The sequence below is a fragment of the Streptomyces sp. NBC_01474 genome (assembly GCF_035918215.1).
In the GTDB taxonomy this organism is placed as follows: domain Bacteria; phylum Actinomycetota; class Actinomycetes; order Streptomycetales; family Streptomycetaceae; genus Streptomyces; species Streptomyces aureus.
This window is the reverse complement of sequence record NZ_CP109449.1, coordinates 234,352-253,600: the sequence shown is the minus strand read 5'-3', so window position 1 is coordinate 253,600 and position 19,249 is coordinate 234,352. Positions and strand designations below refer to the sequence as shown.

The window sequence follows — 19,249 nt, the reverse complement described above, 5'->3', positions numbered from 1 at the left end:
GACTGGTGCCGGTCTTGGGGGTGGTGAGGGGGGTCGCCTCGTGACCTGGTGTCAGCGTTGCCTGCCACCCTCACACGGCCGCGCTTGTCATCGGTCTGGGATGTGAAGGCTTGTGTGCGGGTCGGCGTCTTCGTTTCGAAGGTGACAGGCCGTGATTTGTTGGGAAGCGTGGGTGATGGTGGGTGGTCTGCGTATGTGTGGCTGTCCCGCCTGGCGCCATGGGCGGGGGTGTTCAAGGTGGGCAGGGCGGGCTCGGCCACGAGGGTGGGGGGTGCGAGCTGGGTCCGGCGGCGGCTGCTTCGGGGCACCCGGACGCCACCCGCGGTTGTGTTCTCCTCAGCGGTCCTCGAACGGCTGGTGCGACGTCCCTCCCCGCAAGGCGCTGGCTGCGTCCTGGCCGGTGAGGCCGGTGGGGCCGGTGGGGCCGGTGGGGCCGGTGGGGCCGGTGGGGCGTGGTGCTTGTTGTCCGGTGAAGCCCCGGCTTGTGGCGCAGTCCTTGGGGTCTGGATGAGTTAAGGGAATGCCGCCATCGCAGTGGAGCCTGGACGGACACTTGAGTGATCTCTCAACCTCCGGTCGAGCTATGAGCGGTCGTGTGGAGGGTCGCCCTGTCCGCACCTGCGACTGCCCCTTCCCGCGACCGTGTCCGGGCGGGGGAGGGGAGGGGCAGTCGTCGTTTCGGCAGTGATGTGCCGCTGTACCGGTCTGCTTGGGGACTATGGCGCGCACGGGCTTCGTTCACTTCACATGGCAGCGTTTGCTCGTCCGTTCGGGCAGCAGTTGGTGATCTTGAGGTTCATGGTTGTTCACGAGAAATAGCAGCAGCAGTATGGCGGCCTGCGCTCGTGAGGCGGTGGGCCGTGGCGCTGACATGTGGAGATCAGCCGGTCTTGTCAGCGAGCCGGTGGGGTGAGGACGGTGCGGTCGAACGGGCCACCATGTGAGGCGGCGTACGTGACGGCGTCGTTGACGGCATCGAGGCCGAACGACAGGACCCGTTCGGGGGCGAGGTCCAGAGTGCCCGAGGCGAGGAGCCGGATGATGCCGACGTTCGCTGTACGCGGGTACATCCACTGGCCGCGCACGGTGATCGAGTTGCGCATGATCACTTGGGTACGGGAGTGCGAGGTCGTCGCCACCGAGCATGCCGACGCCGCCCATGAGAACGACGCGGCCGAACTCGCGCACGGTCATGGCTGCCGTGCGCGCCGCCGAGCTGGGTGCGCTCGGCAGTAGCAGGTCGATCACCATGTCGATCGGGCCATCGCCCGCCGCGGACATCGCCGCGCGGTCGCCAGCCTCGTCCCCGGTGAGCGGGACCGGGCGCACACGCGGACCGAACCGGTCGGCGAGGAGGTCGAGTGCGGCCCGGTTGCGGCCCGGGTCGACCACGCGGCCCGCCCCCATTGCCAGCGCGAGCGCGACCGCACTGCTGCCGAGGTTGCCGGTGGCCCCGCTGACGAGCAGCGTCTCACCGGCTGCGAGTCCGCCGGCCAGCAGCCCGCCGTAAGGGATGACGTGCACGCCGAGCGCGACCCAGCGGGCCGGGTCGTCCCCTGCCGCTGCGGGCAGCAAGAAGACGTTCTCCGTCGGGACCCGCATGAGCTCGGCGAACGATCCGTCGTGCAGGTACCGGGCGAGCCGCGCGCCGCCCTCGCCGCGCGAGCTCCAGCCCTGGAGCGTGATGTCGGGCGTCAGTGCGTCGTCCCGCGAGCGCACCGTGGAGTCGCACCACACCAGGTCGCCGGGGCGCAGCCGGGTGGCGTCCAGGCCCATGTGGACGACCCGTCCCACGCCACCGATCCCGGGCACGACGGGAAGGGCCAGGGGTCAGGACTGCGCAGTCCGGAACGCGAGATACCGGCTGAAGGTTTCGTGGCTGTCGGGGGTGAAGCGCCACTCCAGCAGGGCCGACCGCAGCTCCGGCTCCGTCAGCCAGTCATGCCAGGCGACCTCATCGGGATCGGGGGCCACGGCTTCCGGCACCACGGCTTCGTGCACGCCGAGCCAGTGAGGGCTCAAACCGCTGCGGTTGATGAACGTGAACAGCAAGCGCGGCAGCACACGAATGCCCAGCTCTTCGGCTAGCTCCCGCGCGGCGGCCTGTTCATAGGACTCGTCGACATCCACGGCGCCACCGACCACGACCTCGTAGAGCCCGGGGAAGCGTGACAGCTGCTTCGACCGCCGGTGAACGAGGATCCGCCCACGCTCATCACGACACACCGCCACGGCGACCCGGTGCAGCCAACCCGCCCGGATGGCCTGCCGACGGCTGACCACCCCCAGGACACGATCTTGATCGTCGACACGCTCCACCAGTTCGTCCACGACGCACACCCTGGCAGAGCCCACTGACAACGCTGCTTCCCGGCAACCGTTCCTATCGTGATTGGCCAGTGTTGGCCGAATCGCGACAAACCGGATAGGTGATCCGGTGACCCCACGAACGGTCTTCGGGGTCGAGGAACAGCGCGAGTTGGTCACCTCGGTCCAGTCGATGGTGTTGCGACGACCGATTGAGTCCAAGTTCCGAACCGCGATCCGAGTGCGCAATGCAGCCCTCCTTCAGGGCGCCCCGTCCGGCGGCCATCCGCAGGGCGTCGACGACGAGGCCGGCCCGGTGGTGGTCGGCCATCCCGTAGCCGACAACCTCGCGGGTAGCCAGGTCGATCACCGTGGCCAGATACCACCAGCCGGCCAGCGTGGGCAGGTAGGTGATGTCGCCGACCAGCTTCGTGCCCGGCTCAGCGGCCGTGAAGTCCCGGCCCACCAGATCCGGCGACGCGATCGCGTTGCGGTCCGCCCGGGTCAGGCCGCGACGCCGTCTGCGGGTGATGCCGCTGATGCCGTGCTCACGCATCAGCCGCTCGACACGCTTGTGATTGACACGGTGCCCGCCCCTACGGAGCGCGGCTGTGACCCTCGGGGCTCCGTAGGCCCGCCGTGACAAGTCGTGGTGGTGCCGGATCTCGGCGATCAGCCGCTCCTCCTGGCAGGCTCGTTTCTCGGCTGCCAAACGCCCGGACAGATAGGCGTAATAGCCCGAGCGGGACACGCCCAGCACCCGGCACAGCAGGGCGACACTGTGACCACCGGGGTTCGCCTCGGCGGCCCTCTCCGCATCGATGAACGCGTAGCGCACGGCTACTTCGTCGACTCCCTCGCGAAGAAGGCCGCGGCTTTTTTCAGGACCTCGATCGTCTGCTGCTGTTCCCTGTTCTCCCGCCGCAGACGACGCAGTTCTTCTTTCTCGTCGCTGGTCAGCGCACCAGCCGGCCCCTTGCCCTGGTCGGCCTTGTCCTGGTTCACCCAGTTCCGCAGACCCTCCGGGCTCACCCCGAGCTCCCGGGCGACCTCGGTCACCGTCTTCCCCGACGAGTAGACCAGCGCGACCGCGTCCCGCTTGAACTCGGCCGTGTACCGCTTACTCGTGTTGCTCTTCTTACTCACTACCTGGAACTGCTTCCTCCGGGACCTGTCGTCCCAGTATCAGGCTGTCCAGCTCAGAGGGGGAACTTCATGGAGCGGGTCACCCCATGCCGTGGTCGGTCCAGACATGGCTGCCGGGAACGGTCGCCTTCGATGCCGACCCGAGTGGGTCGGACGCTTTTGCCGAGGACCTTGCGGCCTTCATCGCAGCCCTCCGGGAGGCCAAGACGCGGGGGCGGCTTTTCAGCGGCGAGGGTCGTGGCGGCGTTCTCGCTCACCACGACGATTGGATGACGAAGTGCTTCGAGGAGAGCAAGGGGCTGCTCGACGTGCCCCGGCTGCGCCAGGTGTGGAGCCATTTTCGGGAGTTGCCACGCACGGGTGCCGACGTGATGAGCCATGGTGACTTGATTCCCGGCAATGTACTGGTTGTGGGAGACCGGCTCAGCGGCGTGCTCGACACCGGCGGCTTCGGCCCGGCCGACCCCGCGCTGGATCTGGTCAGTGCCTGGCACCTGCTGCAGCCAGGCCCGCGGGAAGTGCTCCGGCGGACACTGGTCTGTGACGATCAGGAGTGGGAGCGCGGCAAGGCATGGGCGTTCCAACAGGCGATGGGTGTGGTCTGGTACTACGTCGAGAGCAATCCGACGATGAGCAGAATGGGGCGCCGGACACTCGACCGCATTCTGGAGTCAATGGAGTGATGTACCCCCGCACCGTCCGCGACTTGTATGCTCGGCCCTGCCCGGCTGGCGATAACCAAGCTGGCCGGGTCTACCGCCGGGCCGGCCGGATGTCAGGCCTGTGGAGCTGGCGTAAGACTGCTGGGCGTACCAACGTCCCTCGCCGTTCATTCGGGGCAGCGGCTGTCGATGAAGCAGAAAGCTCACTTGGCGAGGAATGAAGCCCCCTGCTTCAACTGGGGGAGATGTCAATGGCCTTCTTCCTGACGGCCGCAAACTTGTGGTCCAGTGCAAAAGGTACGCGCCGCACCGCAGCAGGTCCTCGCAGGACATGCAGAAATTCGTCGGCACCGCCCGCCCGGAACACGGCGCGGACGTCGCCTTGTTCGTCACCACCTGCCGCGCGTTCACCGGATTTCCGAGGACGCCCCGGCCTTCCGGCCGGGAAGGAACCGGACCCCTGCAAAGCAGGGCAGAGGGGCGGGCGCCTTCAGGGCGATGCGTCGTTCACCTGGCACGGCCGTGATGCAGCTCAGAAGGCGCAGTAGCTCTCATAGCTCTGTTCACGAGCGAGTAGTGAAGGCAGCTGTTCACGGGGTTGGGGGCGCCCAGATCGACGGCTGGGTAATGTTCACGATTTTTGAGGGCGCTGGGGTTCCTACCCGGGGGCATCGGGATGCTTCTGGTGAAAGATCCTGGTCACGCGGATCCCGACGGCCGAGCTGCACGCGGCGATCCGGCGTGATCGCCGTGGCGGCACGAAGATGCGGGAGCTCGAGCGTCGGTGGTCGGCGGGATACTGCGGACGGACCTCGACGCGCCCCGCAGGCAGCGGCGCACGATCACCGGATTTTCCGCTGGCTTGACTGCCGGGCCTGCCGGGTCCTGTCTGGCCGATCAGGCCGGATCGGCGAGGGGCATCTGGCACGGTCAACCGGCAAGGCGGCCGGAAGGCCCGTGTCCGCTCGGCGCCGTCGTTCTCGGGCGTGCCGGAAGCGAGCCGCGCGTTGAGGCGGTCCGCGCCCCCTGCACGGTCGGTTTGGCAGGGCTCCGGGACTGTGAAACGCTCATTTTATGGCATATCTGTCCCGTGTCGGCATATCGATCTCGAACGGTTGAGTCCGGCTGCCTGTCGGAAGTCCCCCGGATCCAGGCTCCCGTTCGGGAGTTAGGAACAGCCATGAGGGCGAGTGAGCACGCGCACGATCGCGACGACCACAGTGACCCCACCTTGTACCGCACTCCGGCGGATGCCGTCGCCGCGCCCCCGGAGAAGCTCGCCTACGTCGTCGGTTTCGACCCGGCCGCACAGCGCGCGGACGCGTTGTTCACCGTCGGCACCGACCCCGAATCCCCCGAATACGGCCGCGTGATCTCCCACGCCGAGCTGCCCGGCCTGGGCAACGAACTGCACCATTTTGGCTGGAACGCCTGCTCGAGCGCGCTGGCCCATGCCGGTCATCATCACGCTGCGCGGCGCTACCTCATCATCCCGGGGCTGCGCTCCTCCCGGCTGCACATCTTTGACACCGGCCCTGATCCCGCCCGCCCGCGCCTGGTCAAGGTGGTCGAGTCCGAGGAGTTGGCCGCCAGGGCCGAATATTCACGTCCGCACACACTCCACTGCGGTCCCGACGGGGTGTTCCTGTCCTGCCTGGGCGGAGCTGACGGTGCGGACGGGCCTGGTGGCGTCGCGCTGCTGGACCACGAAAGCTTCGAAGTGCTGCGTGCCTGGGAGAGTGAGCGCGGACCGCAGCGCTTGGCCTATGACCTCTGGTGGCATCTGCGTCAGAACATCGCCGTGACCAGCGAGTGGGGCACCCCCTCGATGTATGAGGACGGCCTCGTCCCCGAACTGCTGCTGGATCGCCAGTACGGCCACGCGCTGCACTTTTGGGAGCTGGACTCCGGCCGGCACCTGCAGCGTGTCGATCTGGGGGACGAGAACCAGATGGTGCTGGAGCTGCGTCCCGCGCACGACCCCGGGGCAACGTGGGGGTTCGCGCACGCCGTGGTCAACGTTGAGGACCTGTCGGCGTCGGTGTGGCTGTGGAACCGGGAGGGCGAGGACTTCGTGGTCCGCAAGGTGATCACTATCCCTGCCGAGCCCGCGCAGACGAAGGACCTGCCGCCGGCGTTGCAGCCGTTCGGCGCTGTTCCCCCGCTTATCACCGACATCGACCTGTCGGTGGACGACCAATGGCTGTACGTGTCCGCATGGGGGACCGGCGATCTGCACCAGTACGACGTGAGCGACCCGTTCCATCCGAGGCAGACCGCGGCCGTGCGTCTTGGCGGCATCGTCAGCCGGCAGCCGCATCCCGCCGAGCCGGACACTCCACTGACCGGCGGAGCGCAGATGGTCGAGCTCAGCCGCGATGGGCGGCGCGTGTACCTGACGAACTCCTTGTACAGCTCCTGGGACGCGCAGTTGTATCCCGCAGGCATCGACCCGTGGATGGTCAAACTCGATGCCGACACCTCGCACGGCGGGCTCTGTGTCGACAGCCGCTTCTATCCGCACGGCCCGGACTTTTTGGGCTTGCACGTGCACCAGACGCGCCTGCAGGGCGGCGACGCCTCCTCGGATTCGTACTGTTACCGCAGCTGACCGCTTGTGCTTTGCGAGAGCCTGCTGAAGGTCGTGTTGTTCCGACTCGACTCGGGGGCCGCTATGTACGGAGTGCGCCGAGGATTTGGCGACACATATCGGCGCAGCGGCGGGTCACATCCGAGCACATCCGACGGAGCCCGTTCGCCCGGGCACTGCGCACGTAAGTCCGCCACCCCCGCAGGGAGGGGACATGTCCTTCGTGCTCTACGCAGCAGGCGCGCACACGATCGACGCAGCCCGGTGGCAGCTGCCCTCCACCGAAACGCTGGTGGCCGTGGCGCTGATGGCGGTGGCCACTGTAGTGGGCGCCTGGCTGGCACGGCGCGGATCCGGCCGCTCGGCGCTTTGGCTGGCCGCCGCGTCCGGGATATTGCTGATCATCGCGGTTCTCGATCTTCTGCCCGACGCGTGGGACGAGGCCCATGAGGCCGGCGTGCCGCTGTGGGCGGTGCCGGTCACCGCGCTCGCCTCGTACGCGGTGATGGGTGCCGTGGTCCGTATCGGCTGCCCGTGCAAGCCAGGTCGTGCGGGCGGCGTCGGCGCGACATCAGCGCTCGCTGTGCACCGCTTCCTGGAGGGGTCGACCCTGGCACTGACCGCCTCGGTCGCCGTGGCGGCGGCGCTCCTCATACACGCGGCCGGCGAGGGCCTGGCGCTGGCCGCTCTGCTGGGGGCACAACCGAGGCGGCGCGTGGCCCCGTGGATCGGGCTTGCCTGCTTGAGCCCGGTCGCGGGAGCCTTCGTGGCGAGCGCTTCGCCCATCCCGGACGGCATCATGGCGCTGCTGCTCGCCTTCGTCGGCGGCGTACTCGCGCAGGCGGCGTGGGTGGCGCTCACACTCGCCCATCAGCAGCGGCCCACGGACCGGCGAGTTCTCGGGGTCCCGGCTGCGATGGCGATGACTCTCGCGGCCGTCCTCACCGCGCTCTTCGTCCTTGTCGGGACAGTCAACCGCTGAACGCGACCTGTCACACGAGGGCGATGAAGGCCGCGGGAACCGACGGGCACGGCCGTGCGACTCTCTGCCTTCGGCCCGCGAGCAGGCCCTGACCCACATGGCCCGCAAACACGGCCGTGAGCTGCACCTTGCCCATCCCGCGCACACCACCATGGACTGCGCACTGCACGGAGCGAGAACCAAGCACGCACTACCTCTCTCAGAACGTACCTACAGCTGCACCATGTGCGGAGCCGTCTCGCCCAGAGACAAGAACTCCGCCCGCGTGATGCTGGTCCGGGCTGGTCTCAACCCGGCTAGTGCTGATCGTGTAAGAGCTGCGAGGCCGCCGGCCCACAGCCGACGTCGGCGACGGCACGTCGAAGCGGGGCTCGCTCGCCTGATGCGGGTGCGTGACAGGCGGACCCTTCCGTTTCCTCGTGCAGCTCCTGGGAGCTCGGGTGTGGGCAACGCAGGCGCAGGGCACGGGGTGTTCTCTTTGCCGTGTGAACCTGGACGGCTGGAGGCTGTCGGACGAGGACGGCCGCACCTACACCTTCAACCACTACCGCGGCGGACGCTCGACCGTCCGCGTGCACACCGGTATCGGCCGCGACACCTACCGAGACGTCTACCAGGACCGCCGCAACTAGGTGTGGGACAACCGCTCCGACACCGCCACGCTGCGTAACGACGACGGCCGGTTCGTCGACGAGGTCTCCTGGGGCGGCCGAGATGTGGCCCCTGTACGCGGCCGCCTTCACCACCGCGTTCGGCGCACACGGCATCGCGGCCAACCTCGGCGCCCTCTCCGGCGACGCGGTCACCTCACTGATGGTGCTCGGTGGGCTGCTCGCCCTGTACGACGGGGCGGAGGTACTCCTCAAGCCGGTCTTCGGCACCCTCGCCGACCGCATCGGAGCCCGCCCGGTCCTCCTCGGCGGACTCGCCGCGTTCGCGGCGGCCTCCGCCGTGTATGCAGTGGCGGACAGCCCAGGGTGGCTGTGGGCGGCCCGCCTGGGCCAGGGGGCCGCCGCCTCCGCGTTCTCCCCCTCGGCCTCCGTATTGGTCGCCCGGCTCAATCCGGCTGCCAAGCACGGCCGCGCGTTCGGCAGTTACGGGTTCTACAAGTCCCTCGGCTACACCCTGGGCCCGCTGCTCGGCGGCGTGCTGGTGTGGGCCGGCGGGCTGAGGCTGGCGTTCACCGTCCTCGCCCTGCTCGCCGCAGGGGTGGCGGCGTGGGCGCTCCTCGTCGTCCCACGTGTACCGCCGCTGCCGCGCGCGAGGCAGACGGTCGCGGACCTGGCCAGGCGGCTGACTGGCCCTGGCTTCCTGCGGCCGACCGCCGCTCTCGCGGGCGCCACCGCCGCGCTCTCCGTCGGCGTCGGCTTCCTGCCCGTCTCCGGCGCGACAGCCGGGCTCGGCACCGTGGCCACCGGCGCGGCCGTCTCGGTCCTCGCCGCATGCGCCGCAATCGTCCAGCCCCGGGCCGGACGAGCCCTGGACGCCGGCCGCCTCACCGCACGCACTGGCATCGGAATCGGCCTGCTGACCACGGCAGCCAGCCTGGCCTGCGCCATGCTGCCAGAGCTCACCCGGGTTCTGCTCGCCGCGGCACTCATCGGCATCGGCACAGGCCTGATCACGCCACTCGGCTTCGCCACCCTGGCTACCTCCACATCCCCCGAACGCCTCGGCCAGGCCATGGGATCCGCCGAACTCGGACGCGAACTCGGCGATGCCGGCGGCCCCTTGCTCGTCGCCTCAATCGCCACCTTGGCCACCCTCACCTACGGCTACGCCGCACTCGCCTTCCTTCTGACAGTCGGCCCGATAGCCCTCCTGGCCACCCGACGTCGCACGCCACCGACACCGATGAGCAAGTCAGTCACGTAGTCCCGGGAGACGGGCGTCGCAGCACTCTGTCTGAAATGCGGGGTAGCTCCTAGATGATTGAGTCCAAGGGCTCGTAGCCATAGGCCGCCAGCGAGTGGTGGCACATGTCGCAGCCATCGCTCGCCCAGCGGGTGCAAGGCGTGCCCGCCGTCCTGGCGGCGGAAACCACGTGACGCGTGCTCAGCAACTCGACGGACTTCTCGGCAGGGCCCAGCTGGGGAACAGCCTTGAGTCTCCAGTGACTGGAGACAGCAGAGTTGGGGACATGGACGTTACGACCCTCTACTCGATCGGGGAGCTTTCCCGGCGGACCGGAGTGCCCGTGAAGACCATCCGGTTCTACTCCGATTCGGGGGTGGAAGCGCCGACCACCCGAAGCCCCGCCGGCTATCGGCTCTACGACCTCGACGCACTGCTTCGTCTGGAACTCCTTCGCACACTGCGCGAGCTGGGCATGAGCCTGGCCGTGATTCGACGGGTCCTGATCTGGGTCTGGTGCACCAATCTGGCTCTGCTGGCCGGTGCCCAGTTCAACGTCGAACTGCGCGGGTGACGCCGGGCCGGGCCGCTCGTGACGGCGTCACCCGCACCGGCTTTGTGACGGCGTACGCCCCGGAGCTGGGTGCTCCGGGACGTACGCGTCCGTGGTGTGTCAGTGACGCGGCGCGGGGTAGGCCTTGGGCAGGCGCATGCCGCGTTCGGCCATGATGTCCCGCACGCGGTTGGGGTAGTCGGTGATGATCCCGTCGATGCCCATGTCTATGAGCGCCTCGATGGTGGCGGGGTCGTCACAGGTCCACGGGATGACCTTCAGACCCCGCTCATGGGCCTCGGAGATCATCTTCTTGTCGGGGTAGAAGTGGAAGGCCGGGTCCGCGATCGTGCCGTTCTGCGGGAAACCGTAGTTCGGGGATAGCGCGGTGACCCCGGGGATGGCAGCGGCGGCCTTGACGAAGTCGCCGTCGTAATCGTCGGCGTCGATGCCACCGAGCCACGGGGAGGCGCCGGGCTTGCCGACCTGGAGGAAGTCGTAGTTTGTCAGCGCCACCAGCGGGTACGACGGTGCGAGCTTGTGCATCTCCTTAAGCGACCCCCAGTCGAAGGACTGGATGGTGACCTGCTGCTCGATCCCGGAACGGTGGATCTCCTCGAAGACACGGCGGACGAACAGCTCGCGCGGTGCGGTCTGCTCGGGCGCGCCGGCCTCCACCTTGGTTTCGATGTTCAGCTTGACCTGCTTGGCCTTGTAGCTCTTGACCAGGTTGAGGACGTCCTTGAGCTCCACCATGCGGAAGCCCTTGATCTGCTCCTGCTCGGGGAAGCCGGGCAGTTGCTGGTAGCCGCAGTCCATGCTCTTGATCTGGGCCAGCGTCAGGTCCTTGATGTACTTACCGACATACGGGTACATCGGGTCACCGGGCGTCACCGGACCGGTGTCCTTGCACTTCTGGGCGCTGATCTGCCGGTCGTGATTGACCACGACCTTCTGGTCCTTGGTGATGTGGGTGTCCAGCTCCAGGGTTCTCACACCGAGGCGCAGAGCCTTACCGAAGCCCTCCAGGGACTCCTCGGTGGTCAGGCCGAGGCCGCCGCGGTGGGCCTGCAGGTCGAAATGAGTCTTCTGGGGCGGTACATGGTGATTCTGGTGGGCCGTGGCCGCCTGGGCGGTCGCCGGAACGGCGAGCACGGGCAGGACGGCTAGGCTGGCGACTGCATGACGCAGGGACATCTATGCCTCGTCTATTTCGGGCGAACTGGACCTTGCGAAGCTAAGCCGCAAGCCCGGATCGCACGAAGCTCAGGCATGAGGTCATCGCGAACAACCGGGAAACGATCGCCCCTTCGGACTCCGGGGCAGGCAGAAAGCGCTAAAGGGGGGGAGGGTTCAAGAAGGCTGTCCTTGGTCTGCCTTGTGGTGTGGCAGGACATTGTGGCGCTGCACCGCGGCCGGCTGGGCTCCTGGGTCGAAGGCGCCCGTCTGGACACGCTGATTGCGTTGAACGGACGCGGCGACGGCACGACGAAGGCTGCCCGTGCGCTCGGGTGCAGGCGGAAGACCTCGGAGCGGTCCGGGGTCTTCCGGATCGTGCGCAAGGCGGCGCGTGTTTCAGGCTGCTGCTCGTGCCGTGCCCTGCGGCGCATCTTGGTCGGTCACCACTCGCCGCCGTCGTGCCGGAATGCCCAGTGTCGGGTTGGCGACACCCCAGACCGCGCCCTTGCAGACCAACTCCTTGTAGCGGGCCGCGAAGCGGCCGGCCAGGGTGCGGTCCACGGAGCGGTCGTCGGCGGTGACGAACTGGATCAGCCCTTCCTTGCGGCCGAGTGAGATGCACTGGTTGAAGTAGCGCAGCGGGGAGCTCGCCGGTGTGCCGCCGCTGAGGCGGGCCGCGATGGAGTCCGCGGCCCGCCATGCCATGGGGGCGCCCGAGGCGCAGGACATACGCAGTGGCTTGTCGCCGGCGCCCAGGGCGTGAGCGGCGTCGCCGATCGCGTACACGTGCGGGTGCGAGAGCGAGCGCATCGTCGCGTCGACCGCGATCCGGCCGGTGTCCGCGAGTTCGAGGCTGGTGGCCTTCGCCAGTGGGTGGACCGCGAAACCGGTGGTCCAGACGGTGAGAGCGGCCGCAATGGACCGGCCGTCCGCGGTCGTGACCCGGTCCGCCTCGACCCCGGTCACCGGCGTGTTCTCGTACACCGTGATGCCGAGCCCGTCAGTGACCTTGCGCAGGTGCGTGCGGCCCTTGGGGGAGAGCCAGTCGCCCAGTTCGCCGCGCGCGGCGAGCGCGACGTCGAGGTCCGGGCGGGCCTCGGCCACCTCGGTGGCGAACTCCAGTCCGGTCAGGCCGCCACCCACGACGATCACGGTCTCGCCCTCGGCGAGCTGGGCCAGGCGCTCGCGCAGCCGGAGCGCGCCGGGGCGGCCCGCGATCTGGTGGCCGTGCTCGGCGACCCCCGGGACGCCGCCCGCGTTCCATCGACTGCCCAGGGCGTAGACGAGGGTGTCGTACGACAGTTGTTCCGGGCCGTCGGCGCTCTGTACGGCGACCGTCTTGCGGTCCACGTCGATCGACGTGGCCTTCGCGAGCTTCAGCTCGACCCCCGTGCCCGCGAACATCTCGCGCAGTGGGCGCGACGTCAGCTCCTGGCCCACGGCCAGCTGGTGCATCCGGACCCGCTCGACGAAATCGGGTTCGGCGTTGACGAGGGTGATGGCGACGTCCTGGCGGCGCAGCCGCTTGGCGAGCCGGCCGGCCGCGATCGCTCCGCTGTAGCCGGCGCCGAGGACGATGATGCGGTGCTGCATTTCTTGGCTCCTGTCTGCGCGGGTCCGGCGCCTTGTGGCCCGGTCACGCCCCTTGAACCGGGCAGGGCGCGGATTCCTGACAGAACAGGAGTGTGACCTGAGTCACATGGCGATTCAGAGAGCTTCGGCCAGGACCGGAGTACCGAAATCGCCCGCGGCCCACCGCTCGGTCGCGCGCTCCAGCTTGTCCGGGTTGACCTGGCTGCGGACCGCGACGATGCCGTCCCCTGTCCGCTCCAGGCACATGATGCCGAAGACCCGTCCGTCGATCACCGCGACGACCGCGGGGCCGCCGTTGGCGGTGGCGGCGTAGAGGTCGGGCGAACCGCCCACCAAATCCCGCTTGGCCTGGGCCGGCTTGAACAGTCCGCGCAGGAACTTCGCCACCGCGAGTGCGCCCTCGAAGGCGCTGGCCCGGGCCGGCACCTTCCCGCCACCGTCGCCGACCGCGATGGCGTCCGAGGTGAGCAGCCTGATCAGCGGCCCGGTCTCACCACTGGTCGCCGCAGCCAGGAACTCCTCGACGACACGGCGCGCGGCCGCCTCGTCGATCTCGGCCGGCGCCCCGCCGGCACCCCCACCCAAAGCCGCCCCCTCAACAGCCCCGCCCGAAGTGGCCTGCGCCCTGCCCTGCGCCACATGCTTCTTCGCGCGATGGAAAATCTGCTGGCAGGCCGCCTCACTGAGGTCCAAGATCGCGGCAATCTCCCGGTGCGAGTAGGCGAACGCCTCGCGCAGCACGTACACCGCACGCTCGTTGGGCGAGAGCCGCTCCAAAAGGACCAGCACGGCGTACGACACCGACTCGCGCTGCTCGGCCGTCTGAGCCGGGCCCAGCATCGGGTCCCCGTCGAGCAGCGGTTCGGGCAGCCACTGGCCGACGTATTCCTCGCGGCGCGCACGGGCCGAAGTGAGCTGGTTGAGGCAGTAGTTGGTGAGCACCTTCGTCAGCCAGGCCTCGGGCACCTCGATGCGCTCGACATCGGCGGCCTGCCAGCGCAGATACGTCTCCTGTGCGGCGTCCTCCGCCTCGCTCGCCGAGCCGAGCATGCGGTAGGCGATGGCCTCGAGCCGGGGCCTGGCCGCCTCGAACCGGTCCACGTCACTCAGGGTCAGGGCCATGCCAGGATCCTAACCGGTGCGATGCACCCTCGGACGGCGGCGAGCACGGCCAGGGCGAGGACGGCCGTAAAAAGCTGCCGTCGAGGGCGCGACAAGACCAGCAAGCTCTTTCGCCGTGTCTCCATCCAGCTCGAATGGATGCTGCAGTCGATCCACTTCTGCCCAGTCCAGGGCATGTGCCCACACGTCAGTTACCGCACCACTCTGCCGTGAGCAGCGGCTCGAACACCAACCCAATAGCGAGCGGCAGCACTACCCACGGGGATCCGATCGCCATCGCCTCTGGGAGGTCCTGGCCAGGGGCTCGTCGCAGGCGGGCGACGACGCGGTGATTCTCGGCAAGGTGGCCGCCGCCTCTGGGCCCGGGGCGCTGAACCTTGACCTTGAGGCCAGCCTTGAGGTCAAGGTCAAGGGCGCAGCTGGACTCCCTGCGGGTGCTGGGCGGTCTGCGGTCAAGCCGGTGTGGAACGCCGGAGCAAGGGTTCGCGAGGATGCGTCGGCGTTCTTGCTCTCGTGCAGCCGGTGCGCGCCGTACGCGACCAGAGCCGGGCCGGGCGGGCGAACGCTGCCGTGTGCGGGAGTGCGCGGACGGCGGCCGCGGCAGTCATCGCACGAGGGAGTCCGCGAGGTCCGTGGCCGTTCGTTCGTCGAGCGGGGCGTGGCCCAGCAGGAACCGGTACCAGAACACGCCGTAGACCTGATCGACCATGAGGTCCAGGTCGCGGCCCTTTGGGAGCTCACCGCGCTCACGGCCCCGTTCGAGGACCTCTCGCAGCGCGGCACGGCGCGCCCCGGTGAACTCCCGCATCAGGTCGGCCAGATGAGGATCGCGGGCCGCCTCCCGCGCCAGCGTGCGCAGGGCGGGTGCGGTCGGCGGGGCGCTGGCCCCCTCGAAGGTGGCGGCCACCACCGCTCGCAGGTCGTCCCGCAGTGAACCCGTGTCGGGAGCGGGGACGTCCTGCTCGGCCCGGTCAGTGAGCGCGTCGAGGAGGACAGCCCCCTTCGACGGCCACCAGCGGTAGAGCGTCTGTTTCCCGACGCCCGCCTCGCGCGCGATGGTCTCGACGGTGACGGGTGCGCCGTCCGCGTCGGCGAGGAGGCGTAGTGCGGCATCGAGGATGGCCCGGCGGGCGGCCTCGTTACGGCGGCGGCCGGTGTGCGGACGGGTGGACTCCGCCGGCTTTGCGGGTGCGTCGTGCTCCGACATCGTCTGCGTCCTCTCCTGAATTCTTTCGTGAACCCCTTGACGAGACTCTCGGTCTCGTCAAAACTCACTTTATCGAGACCGCCGGTCTCGTCAAGTTGAACGGCAGAGCACGTGTCAGAACGAACGCCGCAACTACCAAGGACAGGGTCCGCCATGGCTTGTGCAACGTCATCTACCGAAACCGCCCGCGTCGTCGTCATGGGAGGCAGCTCCGGCATCGGAGAGGCCACCGCCACACTCTTCGCCGCCACCGGCGCCGAGGTGACCATCACCGGCCGCGACCAGGCCCGCTTGGACCAGGCCGCGGCCCGTGTCGGCGGCAAGACCACGGCCCACCGCATGGACGCCACCGACCCGGCGGACATCGATGCGTTTTTCGCGCAGTCAGGCCCCATCGACCACCTCGTCGTCGCCGTCAGCGGCTCCGCGGGCAGCGGGCCCTTCGCCGAGCTCGATCTCGCGGACCTCGTCGCCGGCTTCGAGGGGAAGTTCTGGCCGCAGGTGCGGATCCTGCGCGCGGCCCTGCCCCGGCTGCGCGCCGACGGCTCGGTCACCCTGATCACGGCGGCGTCCGCCCGCGCCGCGTTCCCCGGCACGTCGGGCCTCGCCGCGATCAACGGCGCCCTCGAAGCGATGGTCCCGCCCCTGGCCGTGGAGCTGGCCCCGCTGCGCATCAATGCCGTGTCGCCTGGCGTCGTGGACACGCCCTGGTGGGACCGGGTCCCGGCAAAGCAGCGCCAGGCCCTTTTCGAAGGCCTCGCCGCGACCACCCCGGTGGGCCGCGTCGGTCACCCGGCCGACATCGCCCGGGCCATCCACTCCTTGGCCACCAACGGATTTATCACGGGCGTGGTCCTCGACACCACGGGCGGCGCGAACCTCGCGACGGGCCGCTAGTCTGCGCGCTGATGCCAGACGACACAGCGCCGCCGCAACGGTAACGCGCCGCCCGGCCCGAGACCCCCGGCCCACCGGACACCCCGCCGGGAACCCCCGCACCATCCGTCCCGGCAGACGGGCAGCCCGGGACACCCGAACTGTCCGGCCCGGCAAGCGCATCGCCCAGGCCGTGGCGCGGGCCTGCAACTTGCGGGCGGCGTGCGCACCGAGGAGCCGGATGAAGGGGGTCGGCGGGGGCGTCGGCGAGCAGGCCGATGGTGGTGATCCCGTACCGGTTCAGGGTTTTGGCGGTGGCGGGTCCGATGCCGGGGAGTGTGGCGAGAGGGCACGCCCGCAGGAACGCGACCACCGATGGGGGCGTCGTTGTCCGCGACGACGGTGAAGTGGGCGAACCTGGTGCGGCTGTGGAGCAGCGGATCTGCCGGCGGTGGGCACACGAGCGTGAGCGTCGTGGCGGGGCGCCGTCATACGAGGTCTTGCTGGAGCGCCTGTTGGAGGATGCTGTCACTGCCGGGAACAGGCAGCCTGCGGTGGGGGACATCGAGCGCGCGGAGTCTTTGGCGTCGGGTTTCGAGCGCCGCTACCAGGCTCTGGGTGCGCACCTCTCGGCCGCCCAGCCTCGTCGTCGCATCGAGGATGTGAGGCCCGGGACAGGGACGGCCGGCGCGGTGGAAGCGCGGTATGAGGCGCACGCGGTCAAGGCCGACGTGAAGGACCGCGACCCGCTGGGCAGGCTGTGGGTGATCCAGTGCTAGCACCGCAGGAAGGGCCTCAGTGGGGCGGCGGTCGGCACGCCGGACCTGCAGACCCTCAACGGCACCAGGCGGCCGGTGCACGGCTGCGACGTCGTGGTGATGGTGACCAATGGCCGTATCTCGCAGCCCGCCCAGGGCTTCGCCTGCAGCCCGCGCCTGGTCGACTGGCGGCTGCTTGAGTAATGGGCCTGCGGGGCCCGTCCGTTGCGGGAAATCCTCCCGGCCATCCCGCCGCACCGGAAGCCGCCCCGCCTGAGGTAGGGAGAGCCGGTGGGATTCCTTCGCGGCGTCGGCTCAGCCCATCACCAAGGTCCACGGCGGGCGGTGGGCCCCGAACAGTCCAAGGGCGTACGCAGCCAGTTCGGATGGCTGCGGACCCCTTCGCCGGAGGCGGCGCTCGGCGGTAGATGACGTCCGTGTCCAGGTCGCGGTGGACCAGTTCGGCGGACAGCCCACATTCGGCGAACTCCCGCGCGGCGTGCCGGGGTGTGCAGCTTCTCGGCGCCCGTGCCGCGCTCGGCGTGGAGAGCCAGCCGAGGCCAACCCCAACCTGTGGTGCCGGTAAGAACGCTGTCACCAGCCGCAAACGAGGGGCGTCACGTCCGGCGACGTGCGGCGGGGTCACGCTCGGCGACATGACGGGCGACGGCATCGACTCCGGGACGGGCATAGCGTTCCAGCGAACGGACGGAGGCATGGCGGGAGCGGGCCAGCAGCATCGGCGTGGACGTGCCGTCCTCCGCATCGTGTGTCAACGCACTGTGCCTGAGTCGGTGCAGCGTCCAGCCGTCCTGGTCCTCGATGTCCTCGGGTGCGGCGAGCGGGTTGGCTGGCAGCCGGGTGTTCTCCTCGAAGATCTCCTCAGCCCGGCGGTAGGAGAGCCGGGCCCGGCCGGTCTCCGGGCACACGTCCAATGTCGGCGTCCCGGCCGGGGCCTTGCGGTCGGTGAGGAACAGCGGGCCGCGGGTAAGGCGGGCGATGAGTCGCGGCAGCAGCTGGGCGGTGCCGGACTGCCAGTGAATCCACTCCGTGGCCCCGCCCTTGGCGGTGATACTTCCGCGTTTGTCCTGCGGGTACAGGTTTTCCACGTTCAGGCACAGGACCTCATCGGCCCGCGCCGCCGACTCCCAGAGCAACTTCCAGAACGTCTTCTCCCGCAGGGCGACGTCCAGGCGCCACAGGGCGGCGATCTGGTTCTCGGCCAGGGCCTTAGTGCGGTCGGGCGGTGCTGGCCGCCGCTCGATGCCGATCGTCGGGTTGCCGTCGATCCAGCCCTGGCGCTGCCACCAGCCGATCGCTTCGCGCCCCGGCGGGCGGGCCCGGTCGGCGCCGGTCCGCTGGCGAGCATCCACCCCCACGTCGTCAGCGAGATCCGGTAGATCCGCGCGGAGGACTTCGCGATGCCCGCACCGGTGAGATTCCGCTCGACCGCCGCGGTGTACGACGAGGGCGGGGCGGACAGGGGCACCACCCGGTCGCGCGGCAGCCGGAGCGCGCCCCCGCTTCCGAGTTGGGTCACCGGTTCGATCGCCACGCTGGCCTCGCCCTTCCGGCACTGCCGCAGTAAATGCGTACACCTCGCCTGCGGCGGCCGGAGAACCCGCCGTAGGTCGCGATGATCACGGCAGGGGCTCCGCCGCAGTAAATCCGGTATTTACTGCGTCAGTGTGGCCTGACCGATGATTTTTCCGCGCCGTGCTGGTCTGTACGCCGAATACCGACTCACGGGAGGCTGACGCCATGCGGAAACTGGCCTTTGGCATGAACCTGAGCCTGGACGGCTACATCGCCGCGCCCGGCGACGACCTCGGCTGGAGCGTGCCGAGCGACGAGCTGTTCCAGTGGTGGTCCGACCGGGTGGGCGCGACGGGCCTGGCGCTGTACGGGCGCAAGCTGTGGGAGACGATGAGCTCCCACTGGCCGACCGCCGACAAGCAGCCGGGTGCCACACCGGCGGCGATCGAGTACGCCGGCCGCTGGCGGGACATGCCGAAGGTCGTGTTCTCCTCTACGACCAGCACGGTCGACTGGAACACCCGTCTGGTCACCGGCGACGCGGTCACCGAGATCACCAGGCTCAAGGCCGACGACGGCGGCCCCATGGACATCGCCGGTGCCACACTCGCCGCGGCGGCCATGCGGGCCGGGCTGATCGACGAGTACGCGATCGTCACCCATCCGGTCCTGGTGGGCGGCGGCACGCCGTTCTTCACAGCCCTGGACAACTGGGTGAACCTGACCCTAGTGGAGACCCAGACGTTTCCCGACGGCGTGGTCCTGACCAGGTACGAGACCAAGCGCTGAGCGCTCGACGTCGGATCGGCGCGGGCTTCGGACGCCCAAGGATCTCGCGGCGCTGTGTTCCGAGGCGATCGTGATACCCCTGCCGGATCACAGGC

General features: G+C 69.2%; 14 protein-coding genes and 6 pseudogenes. 11 read left to right on the top strand and 9 right to left on the bottom strand.

Annotated elements, in window-relative coordinates:
- Window positions 1-893: 893 nt before the first annotated feature.
- The 4 genes and pseudogenes from OG758_RS01250 to OG758_RS01235 all read right to left on the bottom strand — a co-directional run.
- Window positions 894-1,830, bottom strand: a pseudogene (locus OG758_RS01250) (alcohol dehydrogenase catalytic domain-containing protein); the annotation flags it as partial.
- Entirely contained in the window at window positions 1,831-2,331 is a 501-nt protein-coding gene (locus OG758_RS01245) for an NUDIX domain-containing protein (RefSeq protein ID WP_442810234.1), read from the bottom strand. It abuts the pseudogene before it with no gap.
- Window positions 2,332-2,383: 52 nt separating this feature from the next.
- Window positions 2,384-3,145, bottom strand: coding sequence for an IS3 family transposase (locus OG758_RS01240; RefSeq protein ID WP_326708185.1), 762 nt, complete (start codon window positions 3,143-3,145; stop codon window positions 2,384-2,386).
- Between the two features lie 2 nt (window positions 3,146-3,147).
- Window positions 3,148-3,453, bottom strand: a complete 306-nt coding sequence (locus OG758_RS01235; protein WP_326708184.1) for a transposase — start codon at window positions 3,451-3,453, stop codon at window positions 3,148-3,150.
- Window positions 3,454-3,524: 71 nt separating this feature from the next.
- Between OG758_RS01235 and OG758_RS01230 the strand changes: the two are divergent.
- From OG758_RS01230 to OG758_RS01195, 8 genes and pseudogenes are all read left to right on the top strand, one after another.
- Window positions 3,525-4,136: pseudogene (locus tag OG758_RS01230) on the top strand (phosphotransferase); the annotation flags it as partial.
- Between the two features lie 217 nt (window positions 4,137-4,353).
- A pseudogene (locus OG758_RS01225) lies at window positions 4,354-4,527 on the top strand (restriction endonuclease); the annotation flags it as partial.
- Between the two features lie 768 nt (window positions 4,528-5,295).
- Window positions 5,296-6,726: a selenium-binding protein SBP56-related protein gene (locus tag OG758_RS01220; protein WP_326708183.1), complete on the top strand. Its 1,431-nt coding sequence runs from the start codon at window positions 5,296-5,298 to the stop codon at window positions 6,724-6,726.
- A 193-nt stretch (window positions 6,727-6,919) separates the two neighbouring features.
- The gene (locus tag OG758_RS01215; protein WP_326708182.1) at window positions 6,920-7,687 is read left to right on the top strand and encodes a hypothetical protein; all 768 of its coding nucleotides are present in this window, start codon (window positions 6,920-6,922) and stop codon (window positions 7,685-7,687) included.
- A gap of 85 nt (window positions 7,688-7,772) precedes the next feature.
- Window positions 7,773-8,033, top strand: a pseudogene (locus tag OG758_RS01210) (zinc ribbon domain-containing protein); the annotation flags it as partial.
- A 139-nt stretch (window positions 8,034-8,172) separates the two neighbouring features.
- Window positions 8,173-8,394 (top strand): annotated as a pseudogene (locus OG758_RS01205) (lamin tail domain-containing protein); the annotation flags it as partial.
- 7 nt (window positions 8,395-8,401) lie between these two features.
- On the top strand, window positions 8,402-9,562 hold the full coding sequence (locus OG758_RS01200; RefSeq protein WP_326708181.1) for an MFS transporter: 1,161 nt from the start codon (window positions 8,402-8,404) through the stop codon (window positions 9,560-9,562).
- A gap of 265 nt (window positions 9,563-9,827) precedes the next feature.
- Window positions 9,828-10,046 (top strand): annotated as a pseudogene (locus tag OG758_RS01195) (MerR family transcriptional regulator); the annotation flags it as partial.
- A 168-nt stretch (window positions 10,047-10,214) separates the two neighbouring features.
- Here the strand turns inward: OG758_RS01195 and OG758_RS01190 are convergent.
- From OG758_RS01190 to OG758_RS01175, 4 genes are all read right to left on the bottom strand, one after another.
- Window positions 10,215-11,291: a glycerophosphodiester phosphodiesterase family protein gene (locus OG758_RS01190; RefSeq protein ID WP_326708180.1), complete on the bottom strand. Its 1,077-nt coding sequence runs from the start codon at window positions 11,289-11,291 to the stop codon at window positions 10,215-10,217.
- Between the two features lie 378 nt (window positions 11,292-11,669).
- On the bottom strand, window positions 11,670-12,866 hold the full coding sequence (locus tag OG758_RS01185) for an NAD(P)/FAD-dependent oxidoreductase (RefSeq protein ID WP_326708179.1): 1,197 nt from the start codon (window positions 12,864-12,866) through the stop codon (window positions 11,670-11,672).
- Window positions 12,867-12,980: 114 nt separating this feature from the next.
- Window positions 12,981-13,988: a sigma-70 family RNA polymerase sigma factor gene (locus OG758_RS01180; RefSeq protein ID WP_326708178.1), complete on the bottom strand. Its 1,008-nt coding sequence runs from the start codon at window positions 13,986-13,988 to the stop codon at window positions 12,981-12,983.
- A gap of 604 nt (window positions 13,989-14,592) precedes the next feature.
- Window positions 14,593-15,195, bottom strand: coding sequence for a TetR/AcrR family transcriptional regulator (locus OG758_RS01175; RefSeq protein WP_326708177.1), 603 nt, complete (start codon window positions 15,193-15,195; stop codon window positions 14,593-14,595).
- A gap of 198 nt (window positions 15,196-15,393) precedes the next feature.
- On the opposite strand from OG758_RS01175, the gene OG758_RS01170 reads away from it, so the two are divergent.
- Both OG758_RS01170 and OG758_RS01165 read left to right on the top strand, forming a co-directional pair.
- Window positions 15,394-16,092: an SDR family oxidoreductase gene (locus tag OG758_RS01170; protein WP_326708176.1), complete on the top strand. Its 699-nt coding sequence runs from the start codon at window positions 15,394-15,396 to the stop codon at window positions 16,090-16,092.
- A gap of 257 nt (window positions 16,093-16,349) precedes the next feature.
- The gene (locus OG758_RS01165; RefSeq protein WP_326708175.1) at window positions 16,350-16,850 is read left to right on the top strand and encodes a hypothetical protein; all 501 of its coding nucleotides are present in this window, start codon (window positions 16,350-16,352) and stop codon (window positions 16,848-16,850) included.
- A gap of 596 nt (window positions 16,851-17,446) precedes the next feature.
- Here the strand turns inward: OG758_RS01165 and OG758_RS01160 are convergent.
- Window positions 17,447-18,202: a site-specific integrase gene (locus OG758_RS01160; protein ID WP_326708174.1), complete on the bottom strand. Its 756-nt coding sequence runs from the start codon at window positions 18,200-18,202 to the stop codon at window positions 17,447-17,449.
- A 388-nt stretch (window positions 18,203-18,590) separates the two neighbouring features.
- Between OG758_RS01160 and OG758_RS01155 the strand changes: the two genes are divergently transcribed.
- The gene (locus OG758_RS01155; protein WP_326708173.1) at window positions 18,591-19,154 is read left to right on the top strand and encodes a dihydrofolate reductase family protein; all 564 of its coding nucleotides are present in this window, start codon (window positions 18,591-18,593) and stop codon (window positions 19,152-19,154) included.
- Window positions 19,155-19,249: the final 95 nt, after the last annotated feature.

Excerpts from the sequence above, each read along its gene's own strand:
- OG758_RS01175 (WP_326708177.1), bottom strand. The coding sequence starts at position 15,195 with ATGTCGGAGCACGACGCACCCGCAAAGCCGGCGGAGTCCACCCGTCCG.
- OG758_RS01170 (WP_326708176.1), top strand. The coding sequence starts at position 15,394 with ATGGGAGGCAGCTCCGGCATCGGAGAGGCCACCGCCACACTCTTCGCC.
- OG758_RS01155 (WP_326708173.1), top strand. The coding sequence starts at position 18,591 with ATGCGGAAACTGGCCTTTGGCATGAACCTGAGCCTGGACGGCTACATC.
- OG758_RS01220 (WP_326708183.1), top strand. The coding sequence starts at position 5,296 with ATGAGGGCGAGTGAGCACGCGCACGATCGCGACGACCACAGTGACCCC.
- OG758_RS01215 (WP_326708182.1), top strand. The coding sequence starts at position 6,920 with ATGTCCTTCGTGCTCTACGCAGCAGGCGCGCACACGATCGACGCAGCC.
- OG758_RS01180 (WP_326708178.1), bottom strand. The coding sequence starts at position 13,988 with ATGGCCCTGACCCTGAGTGACGTGGACCGGTTCGAGGCGGCCAGGCCC.
- OG758_RS01165 (WP_326708175.1), top strand. The coding sequence starts at position 16,350 with ATGGTGGTGATCCCGTACCGGTTCAGGGTTTTGGCGGTGGCGGGTCCG.
- OG758_RS01190 (WP_326708180.1), bottom strand. The coding sequence starts at position 11,291 with ATGTCCCTGCGTCATGCAGTCGCCAGCCTAGCCGTCCTGCCCGTGCTC.
- OG758_RS01185 (WP_326708179.1), bottom strand. The coding sequence starts at position 12,866 with ATGCAGCACCGCATCATCGTCCTCGGCGCCGGCTACAGCGGAGCGATC.
- OG758_RS01200 (WP_326708181.1), top strand. The coding sequence starts at position 8,402 with ATGTGGCCCCTGTACGCGGCCGCCTTCACCACCGCGTTCGGCGCACAC.